Below are 25,841 nucleotides of genomic sequence, written 5' to 3' on the forward strand. Positions count from 1 at the left end.
AAGCATTCAGGGTTTGACAAGGGGACACGCATGGAGAACCGCCCGGAAATCGTGGATCAGGCCATCGACTATTTCAATCAGGCTTGGGATCTGGCGGAAAGCTGGCTGTTGTCCCCCGCGGCGTGGTCTCAGTTCGGATTGCTGGTTCTGGCCTATCTGGCTGCCCGGTTGGTGGCGCGCAAACTTGGCCCGGTCATTACTCGTGTTCTAACCCCCACCGGTAGCCAAACGAACCCGTTGGCCAAGGCGCGTCTGTTCCTTTTGATGTTTCTGCCCTTGCTCTTGCCGCTTTTGGCCTGGGCCTTCACCGGGATCGGCGAACAGGTGACACGATCGCTGTTTGGCTCCGGCGCGGTGATTGCGTTCGGCAAGCGGCTTTTCCTGTTCCTTGCCGTCCGTGCCTTCGTCAAGCAGATCATCAAGGATCCGTTCCTGAAGCTGTTGGGACGTTACGTGCTGATCCCCGTCGCGGCACTTTACCTTTTCGGGCTGCTGGAGCCGGTGACGACCAAGCTGGACGAAACCATCGTGCCGCTGGGCAATATGAGCTTTTCGCTTCTGTTTGCGGTGAAATTCGTGGTGATCAGCGGTGCGATTTTCTGGTTGGGTCGGTGGTCGAACGATCAGACCCGGCAGGCGATCAAGAAACAGAAGGAAATGCGCCCTGCCACGCGTGAATTGGCCGCCAAGGCCGCTGAAATCGCGATCTTCGGCGTAGCGTTTCTGGTCTTGATGAACATCATGGGCATCAACCTGACCTCGCTTGCTGTTCTGGGGGGTGCCATTGGTGTCGGGCTGGGGTTTGGCCTGCAACAGATTGCGTCGAACTTCATCTCGGGCGTGATCCTTCTGCTGGAAGGACAGGCGACGGTTGGCGATTATGTCGAACTGGACGGGGGCGAGGCGGGCACGATCGTCAAGATGACCGCCCGCGCGGCCATATTAGAGACGTTTGACGGTCGCTGGATCGTTGTGCCCAACGAACATTTCATCACCACCCGCGTGGTGAACTATTCGGACGCGGGCAGCGCCAACCGCTATGAAGCGCCGTTTTCCGTGAGCTATGACAGCGATATCGAGGCGATCCCAGAGCTGATCGAAAAGGCGGTGGCCGAGCTGGATTTCGTGCTGAATGACCCCGAAGAATGCAAACCCGACTGTGAACTGCGCGCCTTTGGCGACAGTGGCGTGGATTTCGCGGTGGAGTTCTGGGTGAACGGCATCGACGATGGGCGCAACAAGTTCACTCCGCGCGTGATGATGCAGGTGTGGAAAACGCTCAAGGCCAATAGCATCGAAATCCCCTATCCGCATCGCGTGGTTGAGATGAAGGCCCCGGCGCAGGACGGCGCGTGACACAGGCTTTGGTCATCGGTGCCGGGCCTGCCGGGCTGATGGCGGCCGAGATGCTGGCGCAGGCGGGCTTGTCCGTCACCGTGGCCGATGCCAAACCATCGCCGGCGCGCAAGTTCCTGATGGCCGGCAAATCGGGACTGAACCTGACCAAGTCCGAACCACTTGCCACTTTCCTGAACCAGATCGACGGCCCCGATCTGCTGCGCGACATCGTTGCCGGGTTCGGGCCAGAGGCGGTGCAAGACTGGGCGCGTGAATTGGGACAGGATGTGTTCACCGGAAGTTCGGGCCGGGTCTTTCCGGTGGCCATGAAAGCCTCGCCCCTGTTGCGGGCATGGCTGGCGCGGCTTGACCATTTGGGCGTTGTCTTGCGCCGCAACTGGCGTTGGACCGGGATCAAGGACCGCGAGATGGCGTTCCAGACGCCCGAAGGCGCAGAGGTGCTGACCCCCTGCGTTACCGTTCTGGCGTTAGGCGGCGGCAGCTGGTCACGATTGGGGTCAGACGGAAAATGGGTCTCTATCCTTGCGGAAAGCGGCGTTGCCTGCGTGCCGTTTCAGCCGTCGAACATGGGGTTCAGGGTGGATTGGACCGCCCATATGAGCCGCCATTTCGGGTCGCCCATCAAGCCTGCGCGGCTGCAAGCCGGCGGGGAGTCGGTGGTGGGGGAGTTCGTTGTATCGTCCCGGGGGATCGAAGGGTCGGCGGTCTACGCCGTCAGCCGGGCGACGCGCGACGGTGCGCCCCTGACGGTCGATCTGACGCCTGATCGCAGCGTTGAAGATGTCACCGCCCGGCTGGCAAAACCGCGTGGCAAGTCAAGCATAACAAACCACCTGCGCAAGTCACTGAAGCTGGACCCGGCCAAGATCGCGCTGTTGCAAGAATTTACACGTCCCCTGCCGCATGACCCGGCCACGCTGGCGGCGCTGATCAAGGCGTTGCCGATCCGGCACCAAGGCCCGCGCCCGATCGACGAGGCGATTTCGACCGCAGGTGGCTTATCCTTCGATGCGTTGGACGCCGGATTGATGATCAAGGCCCTGCCCGGTGTTTTTGCCGCGGGCGAGATGCTGGATTGGGATGCGCCGACAGGGGGGTATCTGTTGACCACCTGCCTTGCCACCGGGCGTCATGCTGGGCAGGCCGCCGCGCGCTGGGCGCGGGATCACGCGCCGGAAGCGCGCAGATAAGCCGCCCGACCGCGCAGCGGTTTGGCATAGGCGCGAAAGGCGGCGTTTTCCAGTGGGAAGCCCGCCGCGATGGCCCAGCTTCCGCAATGGGTGGCGATGATGTCCGGCACGGTCATTGTCTCGCCCATCAAAAACGGCGCGTCCCCCTTGCGCCGCATCAACTCGTCCACCGCGCGGGCAAATTCCCATTTCAGGCTCTGTTTCACCTGGGGAACGCGTTTTTCTTCGGGCAGGACGAAGGTGTGACGCGCAGCGGTCCACAAGGTCGCGTCCATCTCGTCCAGAATGAAATGGGTGAAGCCGTCCTGGCGCGCGCGATCAAGCGTGCCTGCGCGGTAGGTCAGCGCCCCGTGCTTGTCGGCAAGATACTGCATGATCGCGGTGCTGTCGGTCAGGGCTGCGTCGCCGTCCAGAAGCACCGGCACCTTGCCCGCCGGGTTGAGCGCGCGAAGCGCCTCGGACCGCGGTGCATGAGGCAGGTGGTCATAGCTTTGCCCCAACTCTTCCAACATCCACAGCACCCGAAAGGTGCGGGTCACGGTCGGCCCGATCACGGTATAGCTCATCTGCGTCCCCCCAACATGGCCAGCCGGATCAATGTGCGTTCCATCAGCGCCATAACCGGCGCCTTCTGTGTGGACCGCAAGGTCAGATCAGTGTCGACCAGAATTTCCAGCGCCTGTTCCAGCCGCGACAGCCCCCAGTGCTGCGCCTGTCGAACCATGCGGTCGCGGCTTTTGAAATGCACGGGCGGGCGCAGGCGATTGATGCCCTGGCCCGGCCCACCCGGATCAGCCGACGCCGCATGCAGCGCGCGGAAATGGCGGGTGGCCGCGATGCACAGGCCGACGGGATCGGCACCCTGCGCCTGAAGTCGGGCCAAAACGGGCCCTATCTCACCTGAACGCCCCTCGGCGGTGGCGTGCAGCAGGTCATCCAACCCGGCCTCGGTCGAGGTGGGAGACACCGCCAGCACATCATCGGGGATGACAGGCGATGGGTCGCCCAATTTGTAAAGGCCCAGCTTTTCCATGGTTTGCCGGAAATCACCTGGATCAAGCTCGCGCGACAATCCGGTCAGATCGGTCATGGCTTCGGGTGAAATATCTTTGACCCCGGCGCGTTTCAGATCAGCCTCGATCTCGTCGCGGGTGGGGGGGTCGTCATAGATGCCGACGGCAAAGGCATTCGAATGCGATTCGAACAGCTTGCGCAACGCCCCACGGGGTTTCAGGTTTCCTGCCGTGACGACGATTTGCGCGTCACCTTCCTGCCAGTCCGTCAGGGCGGCGGTGATCACGGGGGCGGAGGTTTCCGTGGCGTCTTCGACAAACGCCACGCGGGGGCCGGGAAAGAAACCTTGAGATTTGACCGCAACGGACAGCATCGCCGGATCCTTGCGCAGATCCCCGGCCTGCAGACGGGACAGGCGCATTTCCTCTTCGCCGCCCGGGCCGATCAGGTTGGCGATCAGCTCCTGCCGTTTCAGGGCGACGCGCATCGCGTCTTGCCCAAAAATCAGAACTCCCGCACGTGTCGGGTCAGGCTTGGCAAAATACCTGGCCGCATCGCGGGGCGCGAGCTTCATTCGCCCCAGCCTGAGAATGTGGCGGTGAAGCGCGTCACCATCATGTCGGCCAGCATCACCATCAGGCGTCGATTCGCATCCCGTTCAACCGAAGCGGTCGAGACCGTGGACCCTTCGGTCGAATATGAGGTGAAATTGGACAGGCTGCCGCTTTCCACCACGTCCCCGCTTGCAACGGATGTCACGGAAAACTCAACCGCACCAAGGATTTGCGTGCGGGTGATTTCCTGCCTTGGGGTGACACCGACATCTTCGGACCGGGTGGTGATCGTGTAGCTCAGCGCATACGCGGCCGACAGGTTGCGGCCCAGGCGTTCTTCCAGTCGCTTCACCAGCTCATAGCTGTTGGCGTCCGATGGCGCGGCGACGGTCACGGCGCCACGCAGCCCTTCGGCCGAGCCGCCCGGCGCATAGACCGGGGTGAACCCGCAGGCCGACATCGCCGCCACGGCAGCGAAAGACAACAGCATAGACCGGCGATCAGACCACGACATTCACAATGCGCCCCGGAACCACGATGACTTTCTTGGGCGACTTGCCATTCAGCGCCCTGACGACAGCATCCTCGGCCAGCGCCAGTTTTTCAACCTCGGCCTTGTCCATATCTTTGGGCACGCTGATTTCTGCGCGGCGTTTGCCGTTGATCTGGATGGGCATGGTCACGGTATCGTCGACCAGCATCGCCTCGTCCGCTTTAGGCCATGGGGCTTGCGCGATCAGCCCGTCACCGCCCAGCATCGACCAGATTTCTTCGGACAGGTGCGGGGTCATGGGCGACATCAGTTGCGCCAAGGTGCGCATCGCAAGTTTCTGGGCAGCGCCCCCGGCCCTGGATTTCGAAATCGTGTTCTGGAACGCATACAGCTTGGCGATGGCGGCGTTGAAGCCGAAACTTTCAATCCCCATCGTCACATCGTGAATGGCCTTATGCATGGCACGCAGAAGATCGGTGTCGTCGCCTTCCGCATCATCCATTGCGGCAATTTTCACTGCGGTCGCGTGGACGCGGGCCAAATGTTTGGCCGCGGCTTCTGCGCCTGAGGCCGTCCATTCCACATCACGCTCGGGCGGCGAATCGCTCAGCACGAACCAGCGGGCGGTGTCGGCCCCGAAGGACGAGATGATATGCGCCGGATCGACCACGTTCTTCTTGGATTTCGACATTTTGGCCGAGGGGATAACCTCGACCTCGGTGCCACAGGCACCCAGTCGCGCGCCGTTCTCGGTCCACTCGATGTCTTCCGGCAGGTGATACACCGGCCGGTCGTTCTCATCCCGCGTGACATAGATTTCATGTGTCACCATGCCCTGCGTGAACAGCGCATTGAACGGCTCGATCGCCTCGTCGGGCAGGTGGCCGCAGATGTTCATCGCACGCGCAAAGAAGCGGGAATAGAGCAGGTGCAGAATCGCGTGCTCAATGCCGCCGATATACTGGTCGACATTCATCCAATAGCTGGCGTCGTCCAGATCCGTGGGCGTTGCCGCGTTCGGAGAGGTAAAGCGCGCGAAATACCACGACGAATCAACAAATGTGTCCATCGTGTCGGTTTCGCGCTGGGCGGGCTTGCCGCAGGACGGGCAGGCGCAGTCGCGCCATGTCGGGTGACGGTCCAGCGGGTTGCCGGGCACGTCGAACGTGACGTCCTCGGGCAGTTTGATCGGCAAATTCTCTTTCTTTTCAGGCACAACGCCGCAATCTGGGCAATGCACAACGGGGATAGGGCAGCCCCAATAGCGTTGGCGGCTCAGCCCCCAGTCGCGCAGGCGGAATTTCTCGACGCCCGTGCCCCATCCGGCCTTTTCAGCGAATTTGATCGTCGCCTCGATCGCTTCGTCACCCGTGGCTTCGTCCAATCCGGCGAAGTGATTGATCCATTTCACTTTTTCGGTTTTTGGCGGCACGAAGGCTTCTTTTTCGACGGGCGAGGGGTCGTCAAGCGACAGGAATGTGTCCACCACCGGCAAATCATACTTGCGGCAGAAATCAAGGTCGCGCTGGTCATGGGCCGGGCAGGCGAAGATCGCGCCGGTGCCATAGTCCATCAGGATGAAGTTGGCGATCCAGACCGGCAGTTCCCAATTCGGGTCCAGCGGATGTTTCACGCGGATACCAGTGTCATAGCCCAGCTTCTCGGCGGTTTCGATCGCCTCTTCCGTGGTGCCGCCCTTGCGCATTTCAGCCAGTTTGGCGGCAACTTCAGGATTCTCAGCCTCCAACTCTTTCGAAATTGGGTGGTCGGGCGAGATACCGATGAAGGACGCCCCCATCAGCGTGTCGGGGCGGGTCGTATAGACCTCGATCTCGCCGCCATCGGTGCGTTCAAAGCTGAATTGCAGACCTTGGCTGCGGCCGATCCAGTTGGCCTGCATGGTGCGCACCTTCTCGGGCCAGTTGTCCAGCCCGTCCAGCGCCTCCAGCAATTCGGCGGAGTAATCCGAGATCTTGAAGAACCATTGAGTCAACTCGCGACGCTCCACCGGGGCACCGGACCGCCAGCCGCATCCGTCGATCACCTGTTCATTGGCCAGAACCGTCATGTCGACCGGATCCCAGTTCACCGTGGCGTTCTTGCGATAAACCAGACCCTTTTCCATGAAGTCGATGAACATCGCCTGTTGCTGGCCGTAATATTCCGGGTCGCAGGTGGCGAATTCGCGGGACCAGTCGATGGACAGACCCAAGGGCTTCATCTGCCCCTTCATCGTCTTGATGTTGTCATAGGTCCAGGTGCCCGGATGACCGCCCTGTGCCATCGCGGCGTTTTCGGCGGGCATCCCGAAGGCATCCCAGCCCATCGGGTGTAACACACTGAAACCACAGGAAGATTTGTAACGCGAGATCACGTCGCCCATGGTGTAGTTGCGCACGTGTCCCATATGGATACGGCCCGACGGATAGGGAAACATCTCAAGCACATAATATTTGGGCTTGGTTTCATCGCGCTTGGCGGTGAAAATCCCGGCCTTGTCCCAGGCGTCTTGCCATTTCGGTTCGATATCGGCGGCTGTGTATCGCGACATGCGGCTTGATCCTTGATGTGAAAACGCCGGGCGTGTGGCCCGGCGCTTGTATTAATCCTCTGGTCGGTCCGGGTCTAGAGCTTGCCGTCACGAATACGTAGCTGACGCGCGCGGGTCAGGATCGCGTCCTCGACCTTGCGCACGGCTTCTGCGCTGGCCGGGCCGCCCCGCGTATAGAGCGCAACCGACAACGACCGCGCGTCCAGCGCGGGGTCGCGGACATAAACGGTGGCCTTGTAAGCGGTGCCGCCACCCGGCGGGCGGCCATAGTCAAAGACGATGATGCCCGAGAACGGGTCAGCCGCCTTGACCGGCATGAAGCTCAGCACATCCAACGAGGCATTCCAGATATAGCGGTTCACTTCGACCGTGGTGTTGGGATCATCCACATTGGTGAACAGATCCCAGATGGTTTCGCGCCGCTCTTCCGCCTGGGGCGTATGTCGGACGGTGTTCGCTTGTTGCTGCTGCTGTTGACCACCGCTGATCCCCAAAGATCCGCGTCCACCGCCACAGGCCGCAAGCCCCAGCACACCAATCACTGAAATCCCGAATGCGACAGACCTGAACATGCGCATAAAAAGCCCCGTTTCCTCAATTTCCTCTTGTTAGTATATAAGGCCATTCAGGCGGGCAAGCGTTTTCCCAAAAGCCGCATTTGCAGGCCAGACCGAGGGTCGCATGGCGGCGATATCACCATCCGCATCACGCGGTCCGGAAAACTGTGACATAGAAGCACCAATTCCGGCCACAATCCGATTTCTCGTTCCGCATTTCTTGCAAACCCCGGCGGAAAGGTGGATTGAACCATCATACTCAATTCGGATTTCCCTGAATTGAGGTGCACTATTGAAACACATGAGGGAAAACGAAATGAAAAAGATTCTCTTCGCTTCGACCGCGTTGGTTGCTTCGGCAGGCTTCGCTGCCGCTGACATCAGCTTCTCGGGTGAAGTCGGCGCAGGCTTCGAGTACATGGACGGCGCTGCTGACGAATGGACGCTGGACCACTACCTGACTCTGTCGGTCTCGATGACCGGTGAAACCGATGGCGGCCTGGGCTTCGGCGCAGAAGTCGACATCACCTCGACCACTGCTGGCGGTGGTGTTGACGGTTCGTCGGCATACATCGAAGGCGGCTTCGGCAAGTTCTCGGTCGGTGACGTTGGTTCGGCAGTTGACGCAAAACTGGGTCTGTCGGACATCGGTTATGGCGGCATCGGCACCGACAACGTAGCTGAGTTCCTGGTTGACCTGGCTGACTCGGGCAACATGATGTACGAAGGCACCTTCGGTGACTTCGGGATCGCAATCTCGCACGACTTCAACGGCACCGAGATCACCTCGGTTGCAGCCACCTACTCGATGGGTGACTTCAACGTTGGTCTGGGTTACGACGACTGGGGCAACATCGACACCTCCAGCACCGTTCACGTCAAAGCTGGCGCAGACATCGCTGACTTCTCGGTCAACGCCCTGTACTCGCGCAACGACGACAACGACATCACCTCCTACGGTATCCACGCTGCCTACACCATGGGCGCGGCAACCGTCTCGGCTGCTTACTCGGAAACCGATGTCGCAGGCGTTTCGGCTGACGCATACGGCTTGGGCGTTGCATACGACCTGGGTGGCGGCGCAACCTTCAACGCCGGTGTTGGCGAAGTTGGTGGCGTGACCAAAGCCGACCTCGGCATCATCATGCTGTTCTAATCCTAACGGATTTTTACTCAGGGAAGAGCGGGCCTTGTGCCCGCTCTTTTCTTTTGGGACACCTGTCATTGAAGAGTCTAGCAAACAGGTGCCCCATGCCACTTTCCGACATTCAGGATCGCATCGCCAAGGAAGAGGCGCGCGCAGGGCGTGCCCCCGGTTCAACCAAGTTGATCGCCGTGTCCAAGGTTCAACCATTGGAGCGCGTTGTGGCCGTTCTGGAAGAAGGCCACCGTGTTTTCGGTGAAAACAAGGTGCAAGAGGCGGCGGGAAAGTGGCCCGATCTGAAAGAGCGTTTTTCAGATGTCGAATTGCACCTGATCGGCCCGTTGCAATCCAACAAGACACGGCAGGCGATGAGGCTGTTTGACGTGATCCATTCCTTGGACCGTCCCAAACTGGCCCGCGCCATCGCCCGCATCGCAAAAGAGGAAGGCCATTGCCCGACCCTGTTCATTCAAGTCAACACGGGGGAAGAGCCCCAGAAAGCCGGGATCATGCCCGATGATCTGGACGGATTCGTTGCCGAATGCCGAGATCTGGGCCTGCCGATTGTCGGCCTGATGTGCATTCCTCCGGTCGATGAAGAACCCACCCTGCATTTTGCCCTGTTGGCCAAAATGGCTGCGCGCAACGGGCTGGACCAATTGTCGATGGGGATGAGCAGCGATTTCGAGCGCGCGATCGCGCAAGGCGCGACCCATGTGCGGGTCGGATCGGCAATTTTCGGCGAGAGGGATTATGGTTAGGGGCCTTGCCCCTCGCGGCGCAGCCGCTCACCCCAGGATATTTCAGACAAGAAAAAACCTAGCGGACGATGATTCGGCTGTGTTCGGTCCAACGATCGAGGATCCAGCGCAGGTCTTTGGGCGCGAAGGCCAGGCAACCGGCCGTTGGGTGGCGCGGTTTGCGCCAGTGGTGGATGAAGATGGCCGATCCCTTGCCGGGCGTGGGGTAGGGATAGTTCCAGTCGCTGATCAGAACGATGTCGTAGAGGCGGGCGGTCATGCGCAGGCGTTCATGGCTGAACGGATGGGTCGTTGTGCGCAGCGGGTGGTTGTAGGCGGGATCTTCCGGGTCATCTGACCAGATGTCGCGCGGGCCGATTCGATCCAGTGTTATTGCCCTTGGGGGAATGGTCCGATCCGGGCGATAATACCCCCCGACAACGCGCCATGTGCCGCGCGGGGTTGCGCCGTCGCCTTCGCGTTTGTGGTCAGTCAATCCTCCGCGCCCGATGGACACGGGAAATCTGCGCCCCATGAAGCGCGCGCCCCATCGGGTGACGATCATGTCGCAGCGGCGCGGGATCACAGCAGATGACCGGATTTGCGGGCCTTGGTGGCGAGATAGGCTTGGTTATGGGCACCTTTGCCGACCCGCAACGGGACACGTTCGGTCACGTGGATTCCGGTTTCGTTCATCCTGGCGACCTTGCGCGGGTTGTTGGTCATCAGACGCACCGCAGAAAAGCCGAGGGATTTCAGGATCATCGCACCGATGCGGAAATCGCGCTCGTCATCCTCAAAGCCCAGGCGGTGGTTGGCCTCGACCGTGTCGAACCCCTGATCTTGCAGGGAATAGGCGCGCATCTTGTTGGCCAGCCCGATGCCGCGGCCTTCCTGATTCAGATAAAGCAGCACGCCATGCCCTTCCTGCCCGATCATGTTCAGGGCAGTGTGCAGCTGTGGGCCGCAATCGCATTTCAGGCTGCCCAGCACATCGCCGGTGAAACAGGCTGAATGCAGGCGTGCGAGCACCGGTTCGTTACGCGCTGGACGGCCGATTTCCACGGCGTAATGTTCTTCGCTGCCATCATCGGGACGAAAGATATGCAGGCGTCCGGCCTCGCTGACGGTAAGGGGCAGGCGGGCGTGGGCGACGGGTTCCAGGGACAGCATGTCGATCATTTTCTGATCCAGCGAAACGATGGTCAGGTTCTTGTCAGCGGCGATTTCGGCTGTGTTAGAGACATCAACGACCACGGTCGCGGGCAGAAGGCGCGCAGATTTGCACAAGGCAATGGATTGCGCTTCAAGCCCGTCGTCACCGCCGCGACGCGTGCGAAACGGGCCCTTCATCGGGCGCGTCAGATCATCCGAAGGATCAGCGACCGACGCGATCCATTCGGTTCCGGCATCGCGCGGCAGTTCGATACGGGCCACGCGGTCGGAATAGGCGCGCGCCTTCAGCGTTTCGGCACGCCGAGGGGTGATGGCCAAAACCGGGGCACCCACGCCGCGCATGTCATTCAGCCGTCCGGATGACAGGGTCTCTGCCGCGGCGACCATCACCGTGCGTCCGTGATGGGTCAGCACAATCGGCACCCCCATGCGCAGGTCAACGCGGGCGCGGGCCAAAAGCTCGGTCTGGTTGGGGGCGAGTGTCATCGGCATCCTTTCACGCCCCATCATTAGGACGATCTGTCACGATATGAAACATTTACCGGCAACCGGACACGAGGCCGTGAGCCGCTTGTTGCAAATCTTGCCAATCCCGTGAGGGGCGAACATCTGTTTCACAACATCACCGAGGAGGGCAAGATGTCTACGCTGAAAAAGATACTGCTGGTCGACGATGACGAGGATCTACGCGACGCGCTGGCCGAACAGCTTCTGATGACCGAGGATTTCGACGTTTTCGAAGCAGGCAACGGGGCCGAGGCGCTGACCAAGTCGAAAGAGGCGATCTATGACCTTGTGATCCTGGATGTGGGGCTGCCCGACACGGATGGGCGCGAGCTGTGCCGTGTGATGCGCAAGCAGGGTGTGAAATGCCCGATCGTGATGCTGACGGGTCATGATACCGACGCGGACACCATTCTGGGGCTTGATGCAGGGGCCAATGATTATGTGTCCAAGCCGTTTAAATTCCCGGTGCTTCTGGCCCGTATTCGCGCTCAGTTGCGCCAGCATGAACAAAGCGAAGACGCGGTGTTCCAGCTTGGGCCGTACACGTTCAAGCCGTCGATGAAGATGCTGATCACCGAGGACGACCGCAAGGTTCGCCTGACCGAGAAAGAGACCAATATCCTGAAGTTCCTCTATCGTTCGAACGATGGTGTGGTGGCGCGCGATGTGCTGCTGCATGAGGTCTGGGGCTATAACGCAGGGGTCACAACCCACACGTTAGAGACACATATTTACCGCCTACGCCAGAAGATCGAGCCTGATCCGTCGAACGCTCGGCTGTTGGTGACGGAAAGCGGCGGGTATCGGTTGAACGCTTGAAAACGGTGACGATGGATGGGTTTGCAACGACCAGCGCTGCCAATTAGACAATCTGTTGCAAACCCGGTTCAGGTTGGCGCGAACGGTGCCGGAACGCGTTGCTCTTACCTGCGTGGGTCCGGTTCACACAAACAGGCGATTGGCTCCGAAATGTCTGATTGATAGCGTGCAGCGGTCGAAGCGCTCGCGAGTGCGTCCATTTTCCTGGCCAGCTTGATATCCAGGCTCGTGAGGCCGTCGGCGTCGTGTGTCGCAAGCGTGACGTCGACGGTTCGATATACGTTGCGCCATTCCGGGTGATGATTCCACTTCTCACACCAGATCGCGACGCGGGACATCCAGCCCCATGCCTCTATAAAATTGGGAAAGATATATACCTTTCGGATGGCATCACGGTCAGGGACGGCGCCCCAGCCGGCTTCTCCCAACGGGATGAGGTGTTCTTGACGCTCTTCGCGTGTCAAAAGGTCTGCCATTATGTGCTTTCCTCCTTGTCCGAGAATGCAATCCGGCGAACAGCCGGTCGGTATTTGCGCTTTATCCGCGCCGTGAACGCACGTTCCTGTGCGAAACGAGCAGCCCCTTCAGCCATGATCGCAACCGGACGTCGTTGGCAATCCGGTTCCCTTAGATATTAAACAACGTCCCGACCCCATAGGCCAGGCCCGCCGCCGCCCCGCCGATCAGCAGGGTTTCAACTGCGGATCGCCACCATGGGCTGAGGGACCAGTGGCTTTTCAGCGCGCCGATGGCGAAAAAGCTGGCCATGGTCATCCAGGCGGAAATTGTGAAGGCGTTGTCGAGTTTCAGGATGAACGGCAGAAGCGGGATCATGCCCGCGACCAGGAACGCCAGAAAGGTCGTGGTGGCGGATCGCAGTGGGTTAGGGTCTATTCCGCCCAACCCGTATTCGCCTTCCATCATCATCGCAATCCAGTTCTCTTTGTCCTTGGTGATGGCATTTGTGGCCTCGTCCAGAATGCGGTCGGACAAGCCTTTCTGGGATAGAATTTCCCGAACCTCGCGCCATTCCCCTTCGGGATAGCGTTCGATGTGGCTTTCTTCGATCTTGCGAATGCGCTGGAAATTGTCTTGTTCCGCCTTGGTGCCGGAATAGGCGGCAGCGGCCATCGAAAACCCGTCGGCCAGCACGTTGGCCAGCCCCAGGATGACGATGATGAATGGTGACAACCCGGCCCCCGCCACACCCGCCACGATGGCAAAGGTGGTCACGGACCCGTCGATGGCCCCATAGACTGCATCGCGCAACACACCTTTGCCGGGCGGCGCGCCAATGCGGGCGGTGATTTCTTGTGGGCTGTGACCGTGATCGGACATGGCTGACCTCCGTTCAGGTCAGTGTGCAGCGGGATTGTGCGGATCGCCTTAAGACAGATCAAGGTGAGACAGGGTCACATTCATCCTTCTGGTCTGACAGCCTCGTCCCCAAGCAGATATCGGGGTCCAGCCCCTTTTTCGGCGGCGATATCATCGGGGTTGTACAGCGCGCAGCGGTCCAAAGACAGGCAGCCGCAACCGATGCAGCCATCAAGTTTGTCGCGCAACCGGGTGAGGGCTGCGATCTGCTCGTCCAGTTCCGCACGGAAGTCTTGCGATATTCCGGCCCAGTCTTTGGCGGTTGGGGTGCGGCTCTGGGGCAGGCGACCCAGAAGGTCACGGATGCGGTCAAGCGTGAAGCCGAACTTCTGCGCGATCATCACGAAGCTCAGGCGTCGTATATCCGAGCGCAGGAACCGCCGTTGCCCGCCCGCGTTGCGTTCTGGCGCAACCAGTCCCTGGGTTTCGTAATACCGGATTGCCGACACAGCCAAGCCAGTGCGTTTGGCCAATGTGCCGATAGAAATCTCGTTCCTGCGTTCCATGGAAGCCTCGAAAGAAAAACCTTGATCTAAAGTTAGCTTTAGGAATTAGAACCCGACTCGCAACGAAGATCAAGGAGGCCAAAATGGCACATCTGGAACATGTGAATGTGACGGTCAGCGACCCGAAAGCGACAACCGCCTGGCTCGGGGCCGTGTTTGGGTGGAAGACCCGGTGGGAGGGCGACGCGATCTCGGGCGGATATACCGCGCATGTGGGCGATGAAGACAGCTATGTGGCTCTGTATACGCCCAAAAGGCCGATGGACGACCCGCAGCATTCCTATACCACCCGCGCAGGGTTGAACCATGTGGGTGTCGTCGTCGATGACATTGACGCGACTGAAAGCCGGGTGAAAGCTGCCGGGTTTCAGCCTCAAAACCACGCGGACTACGAACCGGGGCGGCGCTTTTATTTTGACGACCATGACGGGGTTGAATGGGAAGTGGTGTCTTATGCCTGATGGTCGGGGGCGGTGAAAACTCGCCCCTGTTCACTTTTTGATCCGTCCTCTATGGTCCCCGCAAATGCGCGACAATCGGAGGACACCATGAGCTTCACCCTTGCCACCTGGAATATCAACTCGGTCCGTTTGCGCGAACCGATCGTGCAGAAGCTGCTCATGGAAGAAGCCCCCGATGTGCTGTGCCTTCAGGAATGCAAAAGCCCGGTCGAAAAGATCCCGATGGAAGGCTTCGCCGCCCTTGGCTATACCCACATGATCGCGCGCGGGCAGAAGGGATACAACGGCGTTGCGATCCTGTCGCGTCTGCCGATGAAAGAGGTGACAAGTTTCGATTTCGCCGCGCTGGGCCATGCCCGCCATATCGCGGGGCAATTGGAAAACGGCGTCACGATCCACAATTTCTATGTCCCCGCAGGGGGTGATGTGCCGGATCGCGACGTGAACGAGAAGTTTGGCCAGAAGCTCGACTACCTCACCGATATGCGCGACCACTTCTTTGCCGAGAAGCCGGGCAAGTCGATCCTTGTGGGCGATCTGAACATCGCGCCGCGCGAGGATGATGTCTGGTCGCACAAACAGCTTTTGAAAGTGGTCAGCCACACGCCCGTCGAGGTCGAGGCGTTGGCGCAGGTGCAGGACGCCGCCAACTGGGTCGACATCACGCGGCAGGACATTCCCGAAGGCCAGCTTTATTCCTGGTGGTCTTATCGCGCGAAGGATTGGAACGCGGCGGACAAGGGGCGGCGGTTGGATCATGTCTGGGCCACGCCCGATATTTCAAATGCCGGTCATGCCTCGCGCATCCTGCGGGACGCGCGCGGATGGGAAAAGCCATCCGATCACGCGCCGGTCTTTGCGACTTTCGACCTTTAAAACCGGCGGGGCAGGGGGCATATAAACCTCAACGCATTTGAAGGAGCTTGAGCAATGGAACTCGAACTGGGTGGCGCACCGGCCGCTACTGATCTGATCAAGGATGTAAGCGAGGCAACCTTCATGCAGGACGTGGTTGACGCCTCGCAAGAGGTGCCGATCATCGTCGATTTCTGGGCGCCATGGTGCGGCCCCTGCAAGCAGCTTGGCCCGGCGCTGGAAGCCGCCGTGACCGAAGCGGGCGGCAAGGTGCGCATGGTGAAGGTCAACGTGGACGAAAACCAGATGATTGCGGGCCAGTTGCGTGTGCAGTCCATCCCGACCGTTTACGCGTTCTGGCAGGGTCAGCCGGCGGATGGGTTTCAGGGCGCCCTGCCTGCGTCCGAGGTGAAAGAATTCGTCAAGCGTGTTGCCGCCTTTGGGGGTGACGCAGACAACGGACTGGCGGATGCCATCGCCGCCGCCGACGAGATGTTGGAGGCTGGCGCGATCGACGACGCCGCGCAGACCTTTGCCGCAATCCTTGAGGAAGACCCGAACTCGGCCGCGGCGTTTGCCGGTCTGGCGCGCTGCCATCTGGCGGCGGGCAAGGTCGATGATGCCGAAGCCACGCTGAACGGTGCGCCCGCCGAAATCTCGCAAGCGCCCGAAATCGAAGCCGTGCGTGCCAAAATCGAACTGGCCCGGCAGGCCGAAAGCGCCGGACCGGTGGCCGAGCTGCGCGCCGCTGTGGACGCAAATCCGGACGACCATCAGGCCCGGTTCGACCTGGCTGTTGCCTTGAACGCGTCAGGCGACGCTCAGGCGGCCGTGGACGAGTTGTTGGAGCTGTTCCGCAGGGATAGAGACTGGAACGACGGGGCGGCCAAGGCACAACTGTTCACGATTTTCGACGCGCTGGATGCGAAAGACCCGATTGCATTGACCGGTCGGCGCAAGCTGTCGTCGATGATCTTTGTGTGAACGGGCAAGCCGCGCTACAGTGGTCATATGATGTCCGCCGCCGACCTGCCTGATTTTCTGCCGTTGTTCCCGTTGCCGGGCGCGCTTTTGTTGCCGCGCGGACGGTTGCCGTTGCATGTGTTCGAACCGCGCTATCTGGCGATGGTCGACGATGCGCTGAAAACGCCCGAACGGCTGATCGGGATGATCCAGCCGATGGGCGACAGCGATCAGGACGCGACCCGCCTGCATGCGATCGGATGTGCCGGGCGCATCACCTCGTTCACGGAAACCGAGGATGGGCGGTATATGCTTACGCTGACCGGGATTTCGCGTTTCCGTCTTGGCGCGGTGCAGGAAGGGTTCACCCCCTATCTGCGGACCGAGGCCGATTGGCGCGGTTTTGACCGTGATCTGGGCCAGCCCGAGCATGATCCCGGCCTGGATCGCGAGGCATTCTTCAAACTGCTTGAACGATATTTTGAACTGGAAGAGCTGCAAACCGATTGGGACAGCCTGCAAACCGCCGAAGACGAGTTGATGATCAACGCCTTGTCGATGTTGTGCCCCTTCGACCCCGAGGATAAGCAGGCGCTGCTTGAGGCGCCGTACCTCAGCACCCGCCGCGAGACCTTGGTGACACTGATGGAATTTACCTTGCGCAAAGGCGTGGGCGAGGAGCAAGTGCAATGACCGAAGCGCCCACCCCGGAATTTGACCGTCGCATGATCGAGGCACTGGTCTGCCCCGTCACCCAAACGGTGCTGAGCTATGATGCCGACAAACAGGAACTGGTGTCCAAAGCCGCGAGGCTGGCGTTCCCGATCCGCGGTGGTATCCCTGTGATGCTGGTCGACGAAGCCCGTAAGATCGAGGATTGAGGCGCTAGATTTGCCGCCCTTGCAGAAGCCGGGGCAGATCGCCGGTCAGCCCGGCAGCTTCTCGGATGAAGCCTCGGCGCAGGCCCGGTATCGCATTCACAGCGCCCAATCCCAGTTCACGCACAGTGCGCAGGATGGGGTTGTCGTTGGAAAACAACCTGTTGGTGGCTTCCGTCACGGCGACCATCTGGGCCACATCAAAGCGGCGCCATTGTTGGTAACGCTCCAGCACGTCCAGCCGCCCGATATCTTCCCCGCGACGGCGGGCAAGGGTCAGCACCTCGGCCAGAGCCGCCACGTCCTTCAGCCCGGCGTTCAGACCTTGCCCGGCAATCGGGTGCAACCCATGCGCCGCATCACCGACCAGCGCCAGACGATCCGCGAAAAAGGCATTCGCGACGGTCAGGTTCAGCGGATAGGTGAAGCGTTTGCCCGCAAGGCTGATCTGCCCCAGAAAGGATCCGAAGCGCGGGCGCAGCTCGTCCAGATACCCCGCGTCGTCCAGCGCGTGAATGCGCGCGGCCTCGGCGTGGGATTCGGTCCAGACGATCGAGCTTTGGTTGCCCGGAAGCGGCAGGATCGCCAAGGGGCCAGCGGGCATGAAAAACTGGTGCGCCACACCGTGATGCGGCAATTCATGGTCAATCGCGCATACCAGCGAGGTCTGGCCATAATCGTGGCCGAACCGTCCGATCCCGGCCCGCTCTGCCGTGCCCGACCGTCGCCCGTCGCATCCCACGACGACACGACCTGTCAGACGCTTGCCCGAGGCAAGCTCCAGCGTGACCGAGGCCGCATCGACCGTCTGTTCGACCACGGTTTCCTGATCCAGAAGTGTCACCTTCGGATGAGCCTCGACCGCGTCGATCAGGGCGCGGGACAGGAACCGATCCTCGACCATATAACCCATCGGACCTTCGTCGATTTCTGCGTGATCGAACTCCAGCACGAAGGGGCCGGGGCCTTCACCGGGTCGGCCGTCCGAAATGCGGATATCCAGCAGGGGCTGGGCGTTGGGGGAAACCGTCGGCCAGACGCCAAGCGCCGACAACAGGCGCTGCGACGCCAGCGCCAGGGCATAGCCGCGCCCGTCGAAATCATCCCCACCGCGCGCCCCTTTTGGCAACGCGTCAATGATGGTCACATCGAACCCGGTGTCACCCAGCGCAAGCGCCAGCGCCGGACCGTTCAACCCGCCACCTACGATCAGAATATCGGCATCAAGTTTCATATCGCCTTTTTGAACCCCTTGTCGGGGATTGTCCATGTGCGCAAGCGCCGCTACCGTCACCGGGACACCTGACAGGAGAGGTCCGATGAGCAACGATTGGCTGACCATGAGCATGGGCGATCTGGGCCGGGGAATTGGCGCGGGCAGGATTGATCCGGTAGCCCTGACCGAAACCTATCTGAACGCGATCAAGGCCCACAAATTTCAGGACCGGATCTATGCCCGTCTGACGGAAGACCGCGCATTGACCGAGGCTGCCGCATCGTCCAGACGCGCCGCTTCCGGGCACCGTCTAGGGTTGCTCGACGGGGTGCCGATCAGTTGGAAAGACCTGTTCGATACCGCCGGCGTGGCGACAGAAGCAGGGTCCGCATTGTTGAAGGACCGCGTGCCCGAGCGCGACGCCGAAGTGTTGCGCAACGCCACCGCGCAGGGGCTTGTCTGTCTGGGCAAAACGCATATGAGCGAACTGGCCTTTTCCGGGCTTGGCCTGAACCCGGTGACGGCCACCAGCCCCTGTGTGAACGATTATGATGCGGTGTCGGGTGGCTCAAGCTCGGGCGCAGCCACGTCGGTGGCGTTTCATCTGGCAGCGGGGGCGGTCGGGTCGGATACGGGCGGATCGGTGCGCATCCCGGCCGCATGGAACGATCTTGTGGGGTTGAAAACGACCTCGGGCCGTTTGTCGTCCAAAGGCGTCGTGCCACTGGCAGCACGCTTTGACACGGTCGGCCCGCTGTGTCGCACGGTTGAGGATGCTGCCCTGATGCTGTCCGCACTGGAGGGGCGATCAGCAGTGGACCTGCGGGGCGCCAGCCTGAAGGGCACGCGGTTGCTGGTTCTGGAAAACGGACTGGAAGGCGCGCGGGGCGAGCCTTTGTCCGGGTTTGAAAGCGCCATCGGGCGCCTGATGGACAACGGTGCGGTTGTCCGGCGTGTCCATTCCCCCATTGTGGACGAGGCGCTGGCGATGTCCGGCGTGCTGTTCACCACCGAAGCCTATGCCACCTGGCAAAACGAGATCGAGGCAAAACCGGACCTGATGTTCGCCGAAATCCTGGAACGCTTCCGCGCCGGGGGGCAATTCTCGGGCGTTGACTATGTTCGGGCGTGGCAGCGGCTGGACCAGATCCGCGAGGCTTATCATAGCGCCGTTGCAGGCTATGACGCCGTGGTGATGCCGACATCGCCGATCATGCCGCCGATTGTCACACGGCTGATGAACGATCACGACTATTACGTCGAAGAGAACCTGTGGGCACTGCGCAACACTCGCATTGGCAACCTGATGGGATCGTGCGGGCTGAGCCTGCCGACCGGCTTGCCCTCGACCGGGATCATGCTTCTGGGCGCCCCGATGGCCGAGGAACGATTGCTGCGCCTTGGGGCAGCCTGCGAGGCCGTGTTGGCCTAAAAGCCACAACCTGCGCGATCAACCATCGAAAATCGCGGCGTTTTTCTGGACCCGCCGCGGTTTGCAAGCTATCCTTGGATCAAACGGGGCGACATGATCCCGAGACCTGAGGCAGTATAGTGACGTTCCAATGACGTTTCCCGAGCGGTATTCCAGCTTGCCCGAATATGCATTTCCGCGCCTGCGGAGCCTTCTTGACGCCCATGCGCCGGGCGGCGAGGTGATGCATATGACCATTGGCGAGCCGAAGCATCCTTTCCCGGACTGGGTGCCGCAGGTCATTGCCGAGCATTCGCAAGAATTCGGGCAATATCCGCCCAATGACGGATCACCCGAACTGTTGGACGCAATCGCGGGCTGGCTGTTGCGCCGATATGGCGTGCAGATGGACCCTGCCACCCAGATCATGGCGCTGAACGGCACCCGCGAAGGTTTGTTCAATACGTTGCTGGCCCTGTGCCCGGAGCAAACCGCGCGCGGCGAGCGACCCGTGGTGCTGATCCCGAACCCGTTTTATCAGGTCTATGCCGTGGCCGCGATGACGGTCGGGGCTGAACCGGTGTTTCTGCCGACGACGGCCGAAACTGGCTTTCTGCCGAATTATTCGGCGCTGACGCCGGATATTTTGAACCGGACCGAGGTTGCCTATGTCTGCTCTCCGACGAACCCGCAAGGGGCAGTGGCGGATCGCGACTACTGGGCGAACCTGATCGCTTTGGCCGAGAAATACGATTTCCGGATTTTCGCCGACGAATGCTATTCCGAGATCTATCGCGACACGCCGCCCCCCGGCGCGCTTGAGGTCGCCCGCGAAGGCGGGGCGGACCCGGAACGCGTGGTGGTGTTTCATTCGCTGTCCAAACGGTCAAACCTGCCGGGGTTGCGGTCGGGTTTTGTAGCGGGTGGGCCGGAAAGCCTGCGTCGCGTGCGTCAGTTGCGATCATTTGCCGGTGCGCCCCTGCCGCTGCCCTTGCAGCGCGTGGCCGAGCGGGCCTGGAAGGACGAAGCGCATGTGGCTGAGAACCGTGCGCTCTATCAGGACAAATACGCGTTGGCGGACGACGTGTTCGCGGGTGTCGATGGCTATCAGGGGCCCGAGGCGGGGTTCTTCCTGTGGCTGCCCGTCGACGATGGCGAAGCGGCGGCGATGAAGCTGTGGACCAAGACTGGCGTGCGGGTTTTGCCCGGCGCGTATCTGTCGCGGGACGTGAACAACGAAAACCCCGGCAAGGGGTATATCCGGGTCGCCATGGTGGCCCCAAAACAAGAAATGCAGCGCGGGTTGGAAAAAATCCGCGACTGTCTCTTTAAGTGAGGACGTGGTGGTATGGCGTATCAGGCGAAACAACGGGATCCCATCTTTGACAGCAACACCCAGGCGGTGCTGGAACGACGCGGGAAAGAACTTCTGGGCCTTGGGCTGATCGCCCTTGGCGTCATTGTCGCGCTGATCCTTGGCAGTTATTCGCCCGAAGATCCCGGCTGGATGTCGGCGACCGATACGCCCGCGCAGAACGCTTTGGGCCGGATTGGTGCCTTTGTTGCCTCGCCTCTGGCGGTGATTTCCGGGCTGGGGTCCTGGTCGCTTTCCGTGATCCTTGCTGTCTGGGGGCTGCGTCTGACCTTCCACATCGGCGAGGAACGCGTAATGGGTCGGATGATCTTTGCGCCGATCGCGGTTGCCTTGTGTTCGATCTATGCATCAACGCTGGTTCCGGGGGCGGGCTGGACCCACTCTTTCGGGCTGGGCGGGCTGTTCGGTGACACTGTTCTGGGCGCGCTTTTGGCCGGTTTGCCGGTGGGTGCCGGTCTGGGGCTGAAGGTCATGTCGGTGCTGTCGGCGTTTGCCGCCCTGCTGGCCGTCCTGTTCGTGATCGGCGTGGACCGGTTCGAACTTCAGCGCTTTGGCCACTTCCTGATCGTCGGTATCGTGATGAGCTATGCTGGTGTCGTGTCGCTATTGGGTAAAGGCGCGAAAGGGGCGGCCCATGGAGCGGTTGCCACGGCCCGTCAGATGCAGGCCCGCCAGGCTGCACGCCGCGACGAACGGCGCGCGCAGACCCAGGCCGATGATGTCTATGACGAAGAGTTCACCGCCCCACCCCCGTTGCGCGCGGCCCGCGTGATGCGACCGGAGCCGCCCGTGCACGGCAGCGCACCCGAGGTGGTCATCGAAGACCCAGCGCCCGCACCGTCGAAGCCGGGGCTGTTGAACGCGCTGTTCCGTCGCAACACGGACCCCGAGCCCGAACTGGTTGAATCCCCCACCTTCGATGGCGAGATTCCCGAAGGTCTGGGCGGTGAGGACCGTATCCGGGCCAAGATTGCATCGGCTCTGAAGAACCGGGCGCATCAGCCGACATTGTCCGACCCCACGCGGGCCGAGCCCCCTCTGGCGCGCGCGGTTGCCCGTCACCGGCGCGGGCCTGATCCGATGATCCTGAACGCGGCGCCGCCGGTTGAACATGCCGAAACGCCGTTGATGGCAGCGCCTGAGTTGGTGGACGATGATGACATGGTGGTCGAAGACCTGATGGCACCCGACGCCCCACCGGCCGAGCCGCGCGTCTATACTCCGGCGCATGCCGGGTTGGCGCAGCCGGCCAAGAAGGTCGTGCAGCATCCCGTGCCGAAACCCACGCCACCCTCGACCCGCGCAAAGGCCGAAGCGCAACCGTCGCTAAGCTTCGAAGACACGCATCCCGGCTATGAACTGCCGCCTTTGAACCTGCTGGCAAATCCGGTGACGATCGAACGCCATCATCTGTCGGACGAAGCGTTGGAGGAAAACGCGCGGATGCTGGAAACCGTGCTGGATGATTACGGCGTGAAGGGCGAGATCGTGTCGGTCCGCCCCGGCCCCGTCGTCACCATGTACGAACTGGAACCCGCACCGGGCCTGAAAGCCAGCCGCGTGATTGGCCTGGCCGATGACATTGCCCGGTCCATGTCGGCGCTGTCGGCACGTGTCTCGACCGTGCCGGGCCGGTCGGTGATCGGCATTGAACTGCCCAATGAAAAACGCGAAATGGTGTCATTCCGCGAAATCCTGTCCACGCGCGATTTCGGTGACGGCAATGGCTTGCCGCTGGCGCTGGGCAAGGATATCGGCGGCGATCCGATTGTCGCGAACCTGGCGAAGATGCCTCACCTTTTGATCGCAGGGACCACCGGGTCTGGTAAATCCGTCGCGATCAACACGATGATCCTGTCGCTTCTGTATCGGCTGACGCCGGAAGATTGCCGGATGATCATGATCGACCCGAAAATGCTGGAGCTTTCCGTCTATGACGGCATCCCGCATCTGCTGTCCCCCGTTGTGACCGATCCGAAAAAGGCGGTCGTCGCCCTGAAATGGGTCGTGGGCGAGATGGAGGACCGCTATCGCAAGATGTCCAAGATGGGTGTGCGCAATATCGAAGGTTACAATGGCCGCGTCGCTGACACGCTGGCCAAAGGCGAGATGTTTGAACGCACCGTGCAGACGGGTTTCGACGATGACACCGGCGAGCCCATTTTCGAGACCGAGGAATTTGCCCCCGAGAAACTGCCCTATATCGTGGTGGTCGTGGACGAGATGGCCGACCTGATGATGGTGGCAGGTAAAGAAATCGAGGCATGTATTCAGCGGCTTGCGCAGATGGCGCGGGCGTCGGGCATTCACCTGATCATGGCCACACAGCGCCCGTCGGTGGATGTGATCACCGGCACGATCAAGGCGAACTTCCCCACCCGCATCAGCTTCCAGGTCACGTCGAAAATCGACAGCCGCACCATTCTGGGTGAACAAGGGGCCGAACAGCTTCTGGGCATGGGCGATATGCTGTACATGGCGGGCGGATCAAAGATCACGCGCGTGCACGGACCCTTTGTTTCAGATGAAGAGGTCGAGGAAATCGTCACCTATCTGAAAGGGTTCGGCGCACCCGAATATGTGGGCGGCGTGGTCGAAGGACCGTCGGATGACAAGGCGGACAATATCGACGCGGTGCTGGGCCTGAATACGGGCGGCAACACAACCGGCGAAGATGCGCAATACGATCAGGCCGTGGCGATTGTGATCAAGGATCGCAAGTGTTCGACGTCCTACATCCAGCGCAAACTGGGCATCGGCTATAACAAGGCCGCGCGACTGGTCGAGCAAATGGAGGACGAAGGCCTCGTGTCCGCGTCGAACCATGTCGGCAAGCGCGAGATCCTGATCCCCGAACAATAAGAACCGCCGCACGCGCAAGTAGCGCGGTTCATTTTCAACAGAATTGAGGCAAAAGATGATCCAACGACGCCATACAACCGACCGGATGAGCCAAAGCGTGACCCATAAAGGGGTTGTCTATCTGGCGGGCCAAGTGGGCAATGCCGGGGACAGCGTGGCAGACCAGACGCGCGAATGTCTGGTTCGCGTTGAAAACCTGCTTAACGAAGCCGGGTCTTCCAAGAAACACATGCTTCAGGCGGTGATCTGGTTGGCGGACATGAAGGATTTTGCCGCGATGAACGACGTGTGGGATGCCTGGGTGCCCAAGGGGCACGCACCGGCGCGCGCCACCGGATCGGCTGACCTGGCAACCCCGGATTACAGGGTCGAGATCATCGTGACCGCGGCTGTCGCGGAATAACACCTTGAATTGAACGGCACGTTATCGCCTATCACCTTCTGATCGGGCTTAAACTTCCCATATGTAACGGGATAAACTGTGCCCGATCAGCAAAGGTAGGATGAATGACCCTTTTTCGAATGACGCTTGCCGCCGTGGCCATCGCTGCAAGCGCGGCTCCGGCGATGGCGGAAAAACTGTCGCTGAACGCGATCTCAAAGTATCTGAATGGGCTTGATACGGCCAAGGCTGCGTTCACGCAGATCAATGATGACGGCACGATCTCGACCGGGACGATCTACCTGAAACGACCGGGCCGGGCGCGGTTCGAATACAACCCGCCGACCGATGCGCTGGTGGTGGCTGGCGGGTCGCAGGTGGCGATCTTTGATGGAAAGTCCAATGCCGGGCCGCAGCAATACCCGCTGAAACGCACACCGCTGAACCTGATCCTGGAACGCAATGTCAACCTGAACCAGGCGCAGATGGTCAAGGGGCACGGGTATGACGGCACGGCAACCACGGTGCTGGCCCAGGATCCCCAAAACCCCGAAATCGGTACGATCGAGCTGAAGTTCACCGCCAACCCGACCGAGCTGCGCCAGTGGATCATCACCGACAATGCCGGGTCGAAGACCACCGTCATCCTGGGCGAGATGACGAAAGGCGCGCCGCTGAAAAGCTCACTGTTCTCGATCACGGCGGCGATCAATCAGCGGTCGCGCTAACGCCGGATCACCGACGGCAACTTGCCAGTTGGTGCTGATACAGAATGGCGCGGGCTTGCACCTCGGACGCGATGCGAAGCAGCCATGACTTGGAGTTGTGGCTGCCGCGCAGATACCCAGAGCGCCCCTCGTGATAGGCCAGATACTGATTGCGCGCGTCGGTCAGGGGGATCCCCGTCTTGGCGCGTGTTTCATTCATGTACCAACCCATGAAATCCGTGGCGTCCTTGATGTCGGTGCGCCGCGCACCGCGCCCGCCCTCGTCACGCTGGTATTCCTTCCAGGTTGCATCCAGCACTTGTGCATAGCCATAGGCCGAGCTTTGGCGCCCCATGGGCAACACGCCCAATGCGTATTTCACCGGCGTGCGCGCGTTTCCGATAAATTTCGATTCCTGATAAATCATCGCCATTTGCACGGGCACCGGAACGCCCCATTTGCGCTGGGTTCGTTTCATCGCCTTATGTATTTTCGGGCGCTGCTTGATAATGCTGCACGCATTGTCCAGGTTCCGTGGTGCTTTGGTGTCGGTACCACCACAAGACGCCACGAACAAAAGGATCACTGCTGCGCGAAGAAGTCTGCTCATCTGCCTCTCGCAATCTTATGTTTTTTGTGACTATAGCCGAAACTGTTGTGGCTGGGAATTCCAAGAATGGCGATTTTTCGTGACCAGCAGCGACCCGCGCACACCCATTTTCGGTGATCTCGCGACCCCGGATT

At 60.8% G+C, this 25,841-nt stretch carries 27 protein-coding genes; 15 read left to right on the forward strand and 12 right to left on the reverse strand.

The genetic code is table 11. The features are described 5' to 3' along the window. Nucleotides 1-30: 30 nt before the first annotated feature. Both IE188_RS15120 and IE188_RS15125 read left to right on the forward strand, forming a co-directional pair. Nucleotides 31-1,356 (forward strand): mechanosensitive ion channel family protein, encoded by a 1,326-nt coding sequence (locus IE188_RS15120; RefSeq protein ID WP_191287358.1) that lies wholly within the window; start codon nt 31-33, stop codon nt 1,354-1,356. Further along, nucleotides 1,353-2,549, forward strand: coding sequence for a TIGR03862 family flavoprotein (locus tag IE188_RS15125; protein WP_191287359.1), 1,197 nt, complete (start codon nt 1,353-1,355; stop codon nt 2,547-2,549). The genes IE188_RS15120 and IE188_RS15125 overlap by 4 nt, the downstream gene beginning before the upstream one ends. Here IE188_RS15125 and IE188_RS15130 read toward each other — a convergent pair. The 5 genes from IE188_RS15130 to IE188_RS15150 form a co-directional block, all read right to left on the reverse strand. Further along, entirely contained in the window at nt 2,525-3,115 is a 591-nt protein-coding gene (locus IE188_RS15130) for a glutathione S-transferase family protein (RefSeq protein ID WP_191287360.1), read from the reverse strand. The genes IE188_RS15125 and IE188_RS15130 overlap by 25 nt on opposite strands. Next, on the reverse strand, nt 3,112-4,137 hold the full coding sequence (holA, locus tag IE188_RS15135; protein ID WP_191287361.1) for a DNA polymerase III subunit delta: 1,026 nt from the start codon (nt 4,135-4,137) through the stop codon (nt 3,112-3,114). Before holA ends, IE188_RS15130 begins: the two co-directional genes overlap by 4 nt. Next, entirely contained in the window at nt 4,134-4,631 is a 498-nt protein-coding gene (lptE, locus tag IE188_RS15140) for an LPS assembly lipoprotein LptE (protein ID WP_191287362.1), read from the reverse strand. The genes holA and lptE overlap by 4 nt, the downstream gene beginning before the upstream one ends. Beyond that, a complete protein-coding gene (gene leuS, locus IE188_RS15145; protein ID WP_191287363.1) occupies nt 4,618-7,161 on the reverse strand; it encodes a leucine--tRNA ligase in 2,544 nt (847 codons plus the stop codon). The genes lptE and leuS overlap by 14 nt, the downstream gene beginning before the upstream one ends. Nucleotides 7,162-7,235: 74 nt before the next feature. Further along, nucleotides 7,236-7,739 carry a DUF3576 domain-containing protein gene (locus IE188_RS15150; protein ID WP_191287364.1) on the reverse strand — a complete coding sequence of 168 codons (504 nt, stop codon included), beginning with the start codon at nt 7,737-7,739 and terminating at the stop codon, nt 7,236-7,238. Between the two features lie 295 nt (nt 7,740-8,034). Here IE188_RS15150 and IE188_RS15155 point away from each other — a divergent pair, with 295 nt between their 5' ends. Further along, nucleotides 8,035-8,874, forward strand: a complete 840-nt coding sequence (locus IE188_RS15155) for a porin (RefSeq protein WP_191287365.1) — start codon at nt 8,035-8,037, stop codon at nt 8,872-8,874. 95 nt (nt 8,875-8,969) lie between these two features. Then, nucleotides 8,970-9,623 carry a YggS family pyridoxal phosphate-dependent enzyme gene (locus IE188_RS15160; RefSeq protein WP_191287366.1) on the forward strand — a complete coding sequence of 218 codons (654 nt, stop codon included), beginning with the start codon at nt 8,970-8,972 and terminating at the stop codon, nt 9,621-9,623. Nucleotides 9,624-9,681: 58 nt separating this feature from the next. Here IE188_RS15160 and IE188_RS15165 read toward each other — a convergent pair whose 3' ends face one another. Further along, nucleotides 9,682-10,167 carry a L,D-transpeptidase family protein gene (locus IE188_RS15165; protein ID WP_191287441.1) on the reverse strand — a complete coding sequence of 162 codons (486 nt, stop codon included), beginning with the start codon at nt 10,165-10,167 and terminating at the stop codon, nt 9,682-9,684. A 17-nt stretch (nt 10,168-10,184) separates the two neighbouring features. Further along, nucleotides 10,185-11,264, reverse strand: a complete 1,080-nt coding sequence (gene ribA / locus IE188_RS15170) for a GTP cyclohydrolase II (protein WP_191287367.1) — start codon at nt 11,262-11,264, stop codon at nt 10,185-10,187. Between the two features lie 153 nt (nt 11,265-11,417). Between ribA and IE188_RS15175 the strand changes: the two genes are divergently transcribed. Beyond that, entirely contained in the window at nt 11,418-12,104 is a 687-nt protein-coding gene (locus IE188_RS15175; RefSeq protein WP_191287368.1) for a response regulator transcription factor, read from the forward strand. A gap of 104 nt (nt 12,105-12,208) precedes the next feature. Here IE188_RS15175 and IE188_RS15180 read toward each other — a convergent pair whose 3' ends face one another. From IE188_RS15180 to soxR, 3 genes are all read right to left on the reverse strand, one after another. Continuing rightward, the gene (locus IE188_RS15180; RefSeq protein WP_191287369.1) at nt 12,209-12,580 is read right to left on the reverse strand and encodes a 4a-hydroxytetrahydrobiopterin dehydratase; all 372 of its coding nucleotides are present in this window, start codon (nt 12,578-12,580) and stop codon (nt 12,209-12,211) included. Nucleotides 12,581-12,731: 151 nt separating this feature from the next. Then, a complete protein-coding gene (locus IE188_RS15185; protein WP_191287370.1) occupies nt 12,732-13,442 on the reverse strand; it encodes a VIT1/CCC1 transporter family protein in 711 nt (236 codons plus the stop codon). An 80-nt stretch (nt 13,443-13,522) separates the two neighbouring features. After that, nucleotides 13,523-13,987 carry a redox-sensitive transcriptional activator SoxR gene (gene soxR / locus IE188_RS15190; RefSeq protein ID WP_191287371.1) on the reverse strand — a complete coding sequence of 155 codons (465 nt, stop codon included), beginning with the start codon at nt 13,985-13,987 and terminating at the stop codon, nt 13,523-13,525. Nucleotides 13,988-14,070: 83 nt separating this feature from the next. Between soxR and IE188_RS15195 the strand changes: the two genes are divergently transcribed. From IE188_RS15195 to IE188_RS15215, 5 genes are all read left to right on the forward strand, one after another. Next, nucleotides 14,071-14,448 carry a VOC family protein gene (locus IE188_RS15195; RefSeq protein WP_191287372.1) on the forward strand — a complete coding sequence of 126 codons (378 nt, stop codon included), beginning with the start codon at nt 14,071-14,073 and terminating at the stop codon, nt 14,446-14,448. An 87-nt stretch (nt 14,449-14,535) separates the two neighbouring features. Beyond that, nucleotides 14,536-15,324 carry an exodeoxyribonuclease III gene (locus IE188_RS15200; protein WP_191287373.1) on the forward strand — a complete coding sequence of 263 codons (789 nt, stop codon included), beginning with the start codon at nt 14,536-14,538 and terminating at the stop codon, nt 15,322-15,324. Nucleotides 15,325-15,378: 54 nt separating this feature from the next. Then, nucleotides 15,379-16,287 carry a thioredoxin family protein gene (locus IE188_RS15205; protein WP_191287374.1) on the forward strand — a complete coding sequence of 303 codons (909 nt, stop codon included), beginning with the start codon at nt 15,379-15,381 and terminating at the stop codon, nt 16,285-16,287. Nucleotides 16,288-16,314: 27 nt separating this feature from the next. Beyond that, nucleotides 16,315-16,959, forward strand: coding sequence for an LON peptidase substrate-binding domain-containing protein (locus tag IE188_RS15210; RefSeq protein WP_191287375.1), 645 nt, complete (start codon nt 16,315-16,317; stop codon nt 16,957-16,959). Further along, on the forward strand, nt 16,956-17,147 hold the full coding sequence (locus IE188_RS15215) for a Trm112 family protein (RefSeq protein WP_191287376.1): 192 nt from the start codon (nt 16,956-16,958) through the stop codon (nt 17,145-17,147). Before IE188_RS15210 ends, IE188_RS15215 begins: the two co-directional genes overlap by 4 nt. 4 nt (nt 17,148-17,151) lie before the next feature. On the opposite strand, the gene IE188_RS15220 is transcribed toward IE188_RS15215, so the two are convergent. Then, on the reverse strand, nt 17,152-18,378 hold the full coding sequence (locus IE188_RS15220) for an FAD-dependent monooxygenase (protein WP_191287377.1): 1,227 nt from the start codon (nt 18,376-18,378) through the stop codon (nt 17,152-17,154). An 85-nt stretch (nt 18,379-18,463) separates the two neighbouring features. On the opposite strand from IE188_RS15220, the gene IE188_RS15225 reads away from it, so the two are divergent. The 5 genes from IE188_RS15225 (at nt 18,464) to IE188_RS15245 (ending at nt 25,118) form a co-directional block, all read left to right on the forward strand. Further along, nucleotides 18,464-19,792, forward strand: coding sequence for an amidase (locus IE188_RS15225; protein ID WP_229836911.1), 1,329 nt, complete (start codon nt 18,464-18,466; stop codon nt 19,790-19,792). 130 nt (nt 19,793-19,922) lie between these two features. Continuing rightward, nucleotides 19,923-21,107: an aminotransferase class I/II-fold pyridoxal phosphate-dependent enzyme gene (locus tag IE188_RS15230; RefSeq protein ID WP_191287378.1), complete on the forward strand. Its 1,185-nt coding sequence runs from the start codon at nt 19,923-19,925 to the stop codon at nt 21,105-21,107. A 12-nt stretch (nt 21,108-21,119) separates the two neighbouring features. Continuing rightward, entirely contained in the window at nt 21,120-24,008 is a 2,889-nt protein-coding gene (locus IE188_RS15235; RefSeq protein ID WP_191287379.1) for a DNA translocase FtsK, read from the forward strand. Between the two features lie 55 nt (nt 24,009-24,063). Then, nucleotides 24,064-24,411 carry a RidA family protein gene (locus IE188_RS15240; RefSeq protein WP_191287380.1) on the forward strand — a complete coding sequence of 116 codons (348 nt, stop codon included), beginning with the start codon at nt 24,064-24,066 and terminating at the stop codon, nt 24,409-24,411. A gap of 104 nt (nt 24,412-24,515) precedes the next feature. Next, on the forward strand, nt 24,516-25,118 hold the full coding sequence (locus IE188_RS15245) for a LolA family protein (RefSeq protein WP_191287381.1): 603 nt from the start codon (nt 24,516-24,518) through the stop codon (nt 25,116-25,118). Nucleotides 25,119-25,125: 7 nt separating this feature from the next. On the opposite strand, the gene IE188_RS15250 is transcribed toward IE188_RS15245, so the two are convergent. Further along, complete coding sequence (locus IE188_RS15250) at nt 25,126-25,707, reverse strand: transglycosylase SLT domain-containing protein (protein ID WP_191287382.1); 582 nt, start codon at nt 25,705-25,707, stop codon at nt 25,126-25,128. Nucleotides 25,708-25,841: the final 134 nt, after the last annotated feature.

This window comes from Aliiroseovarius zhejiangensis, assembly GCF_014656375.1.
In the GTDB taxonomy this organism is placed as follows: domain Bacteria; phylum Pseudomonadota; class Alphaproteobacteria; order Rhodobacterales; family Rhodobacteraceae; genus Aliiroseovarius; species Aliiroseovarius zhejiangensis.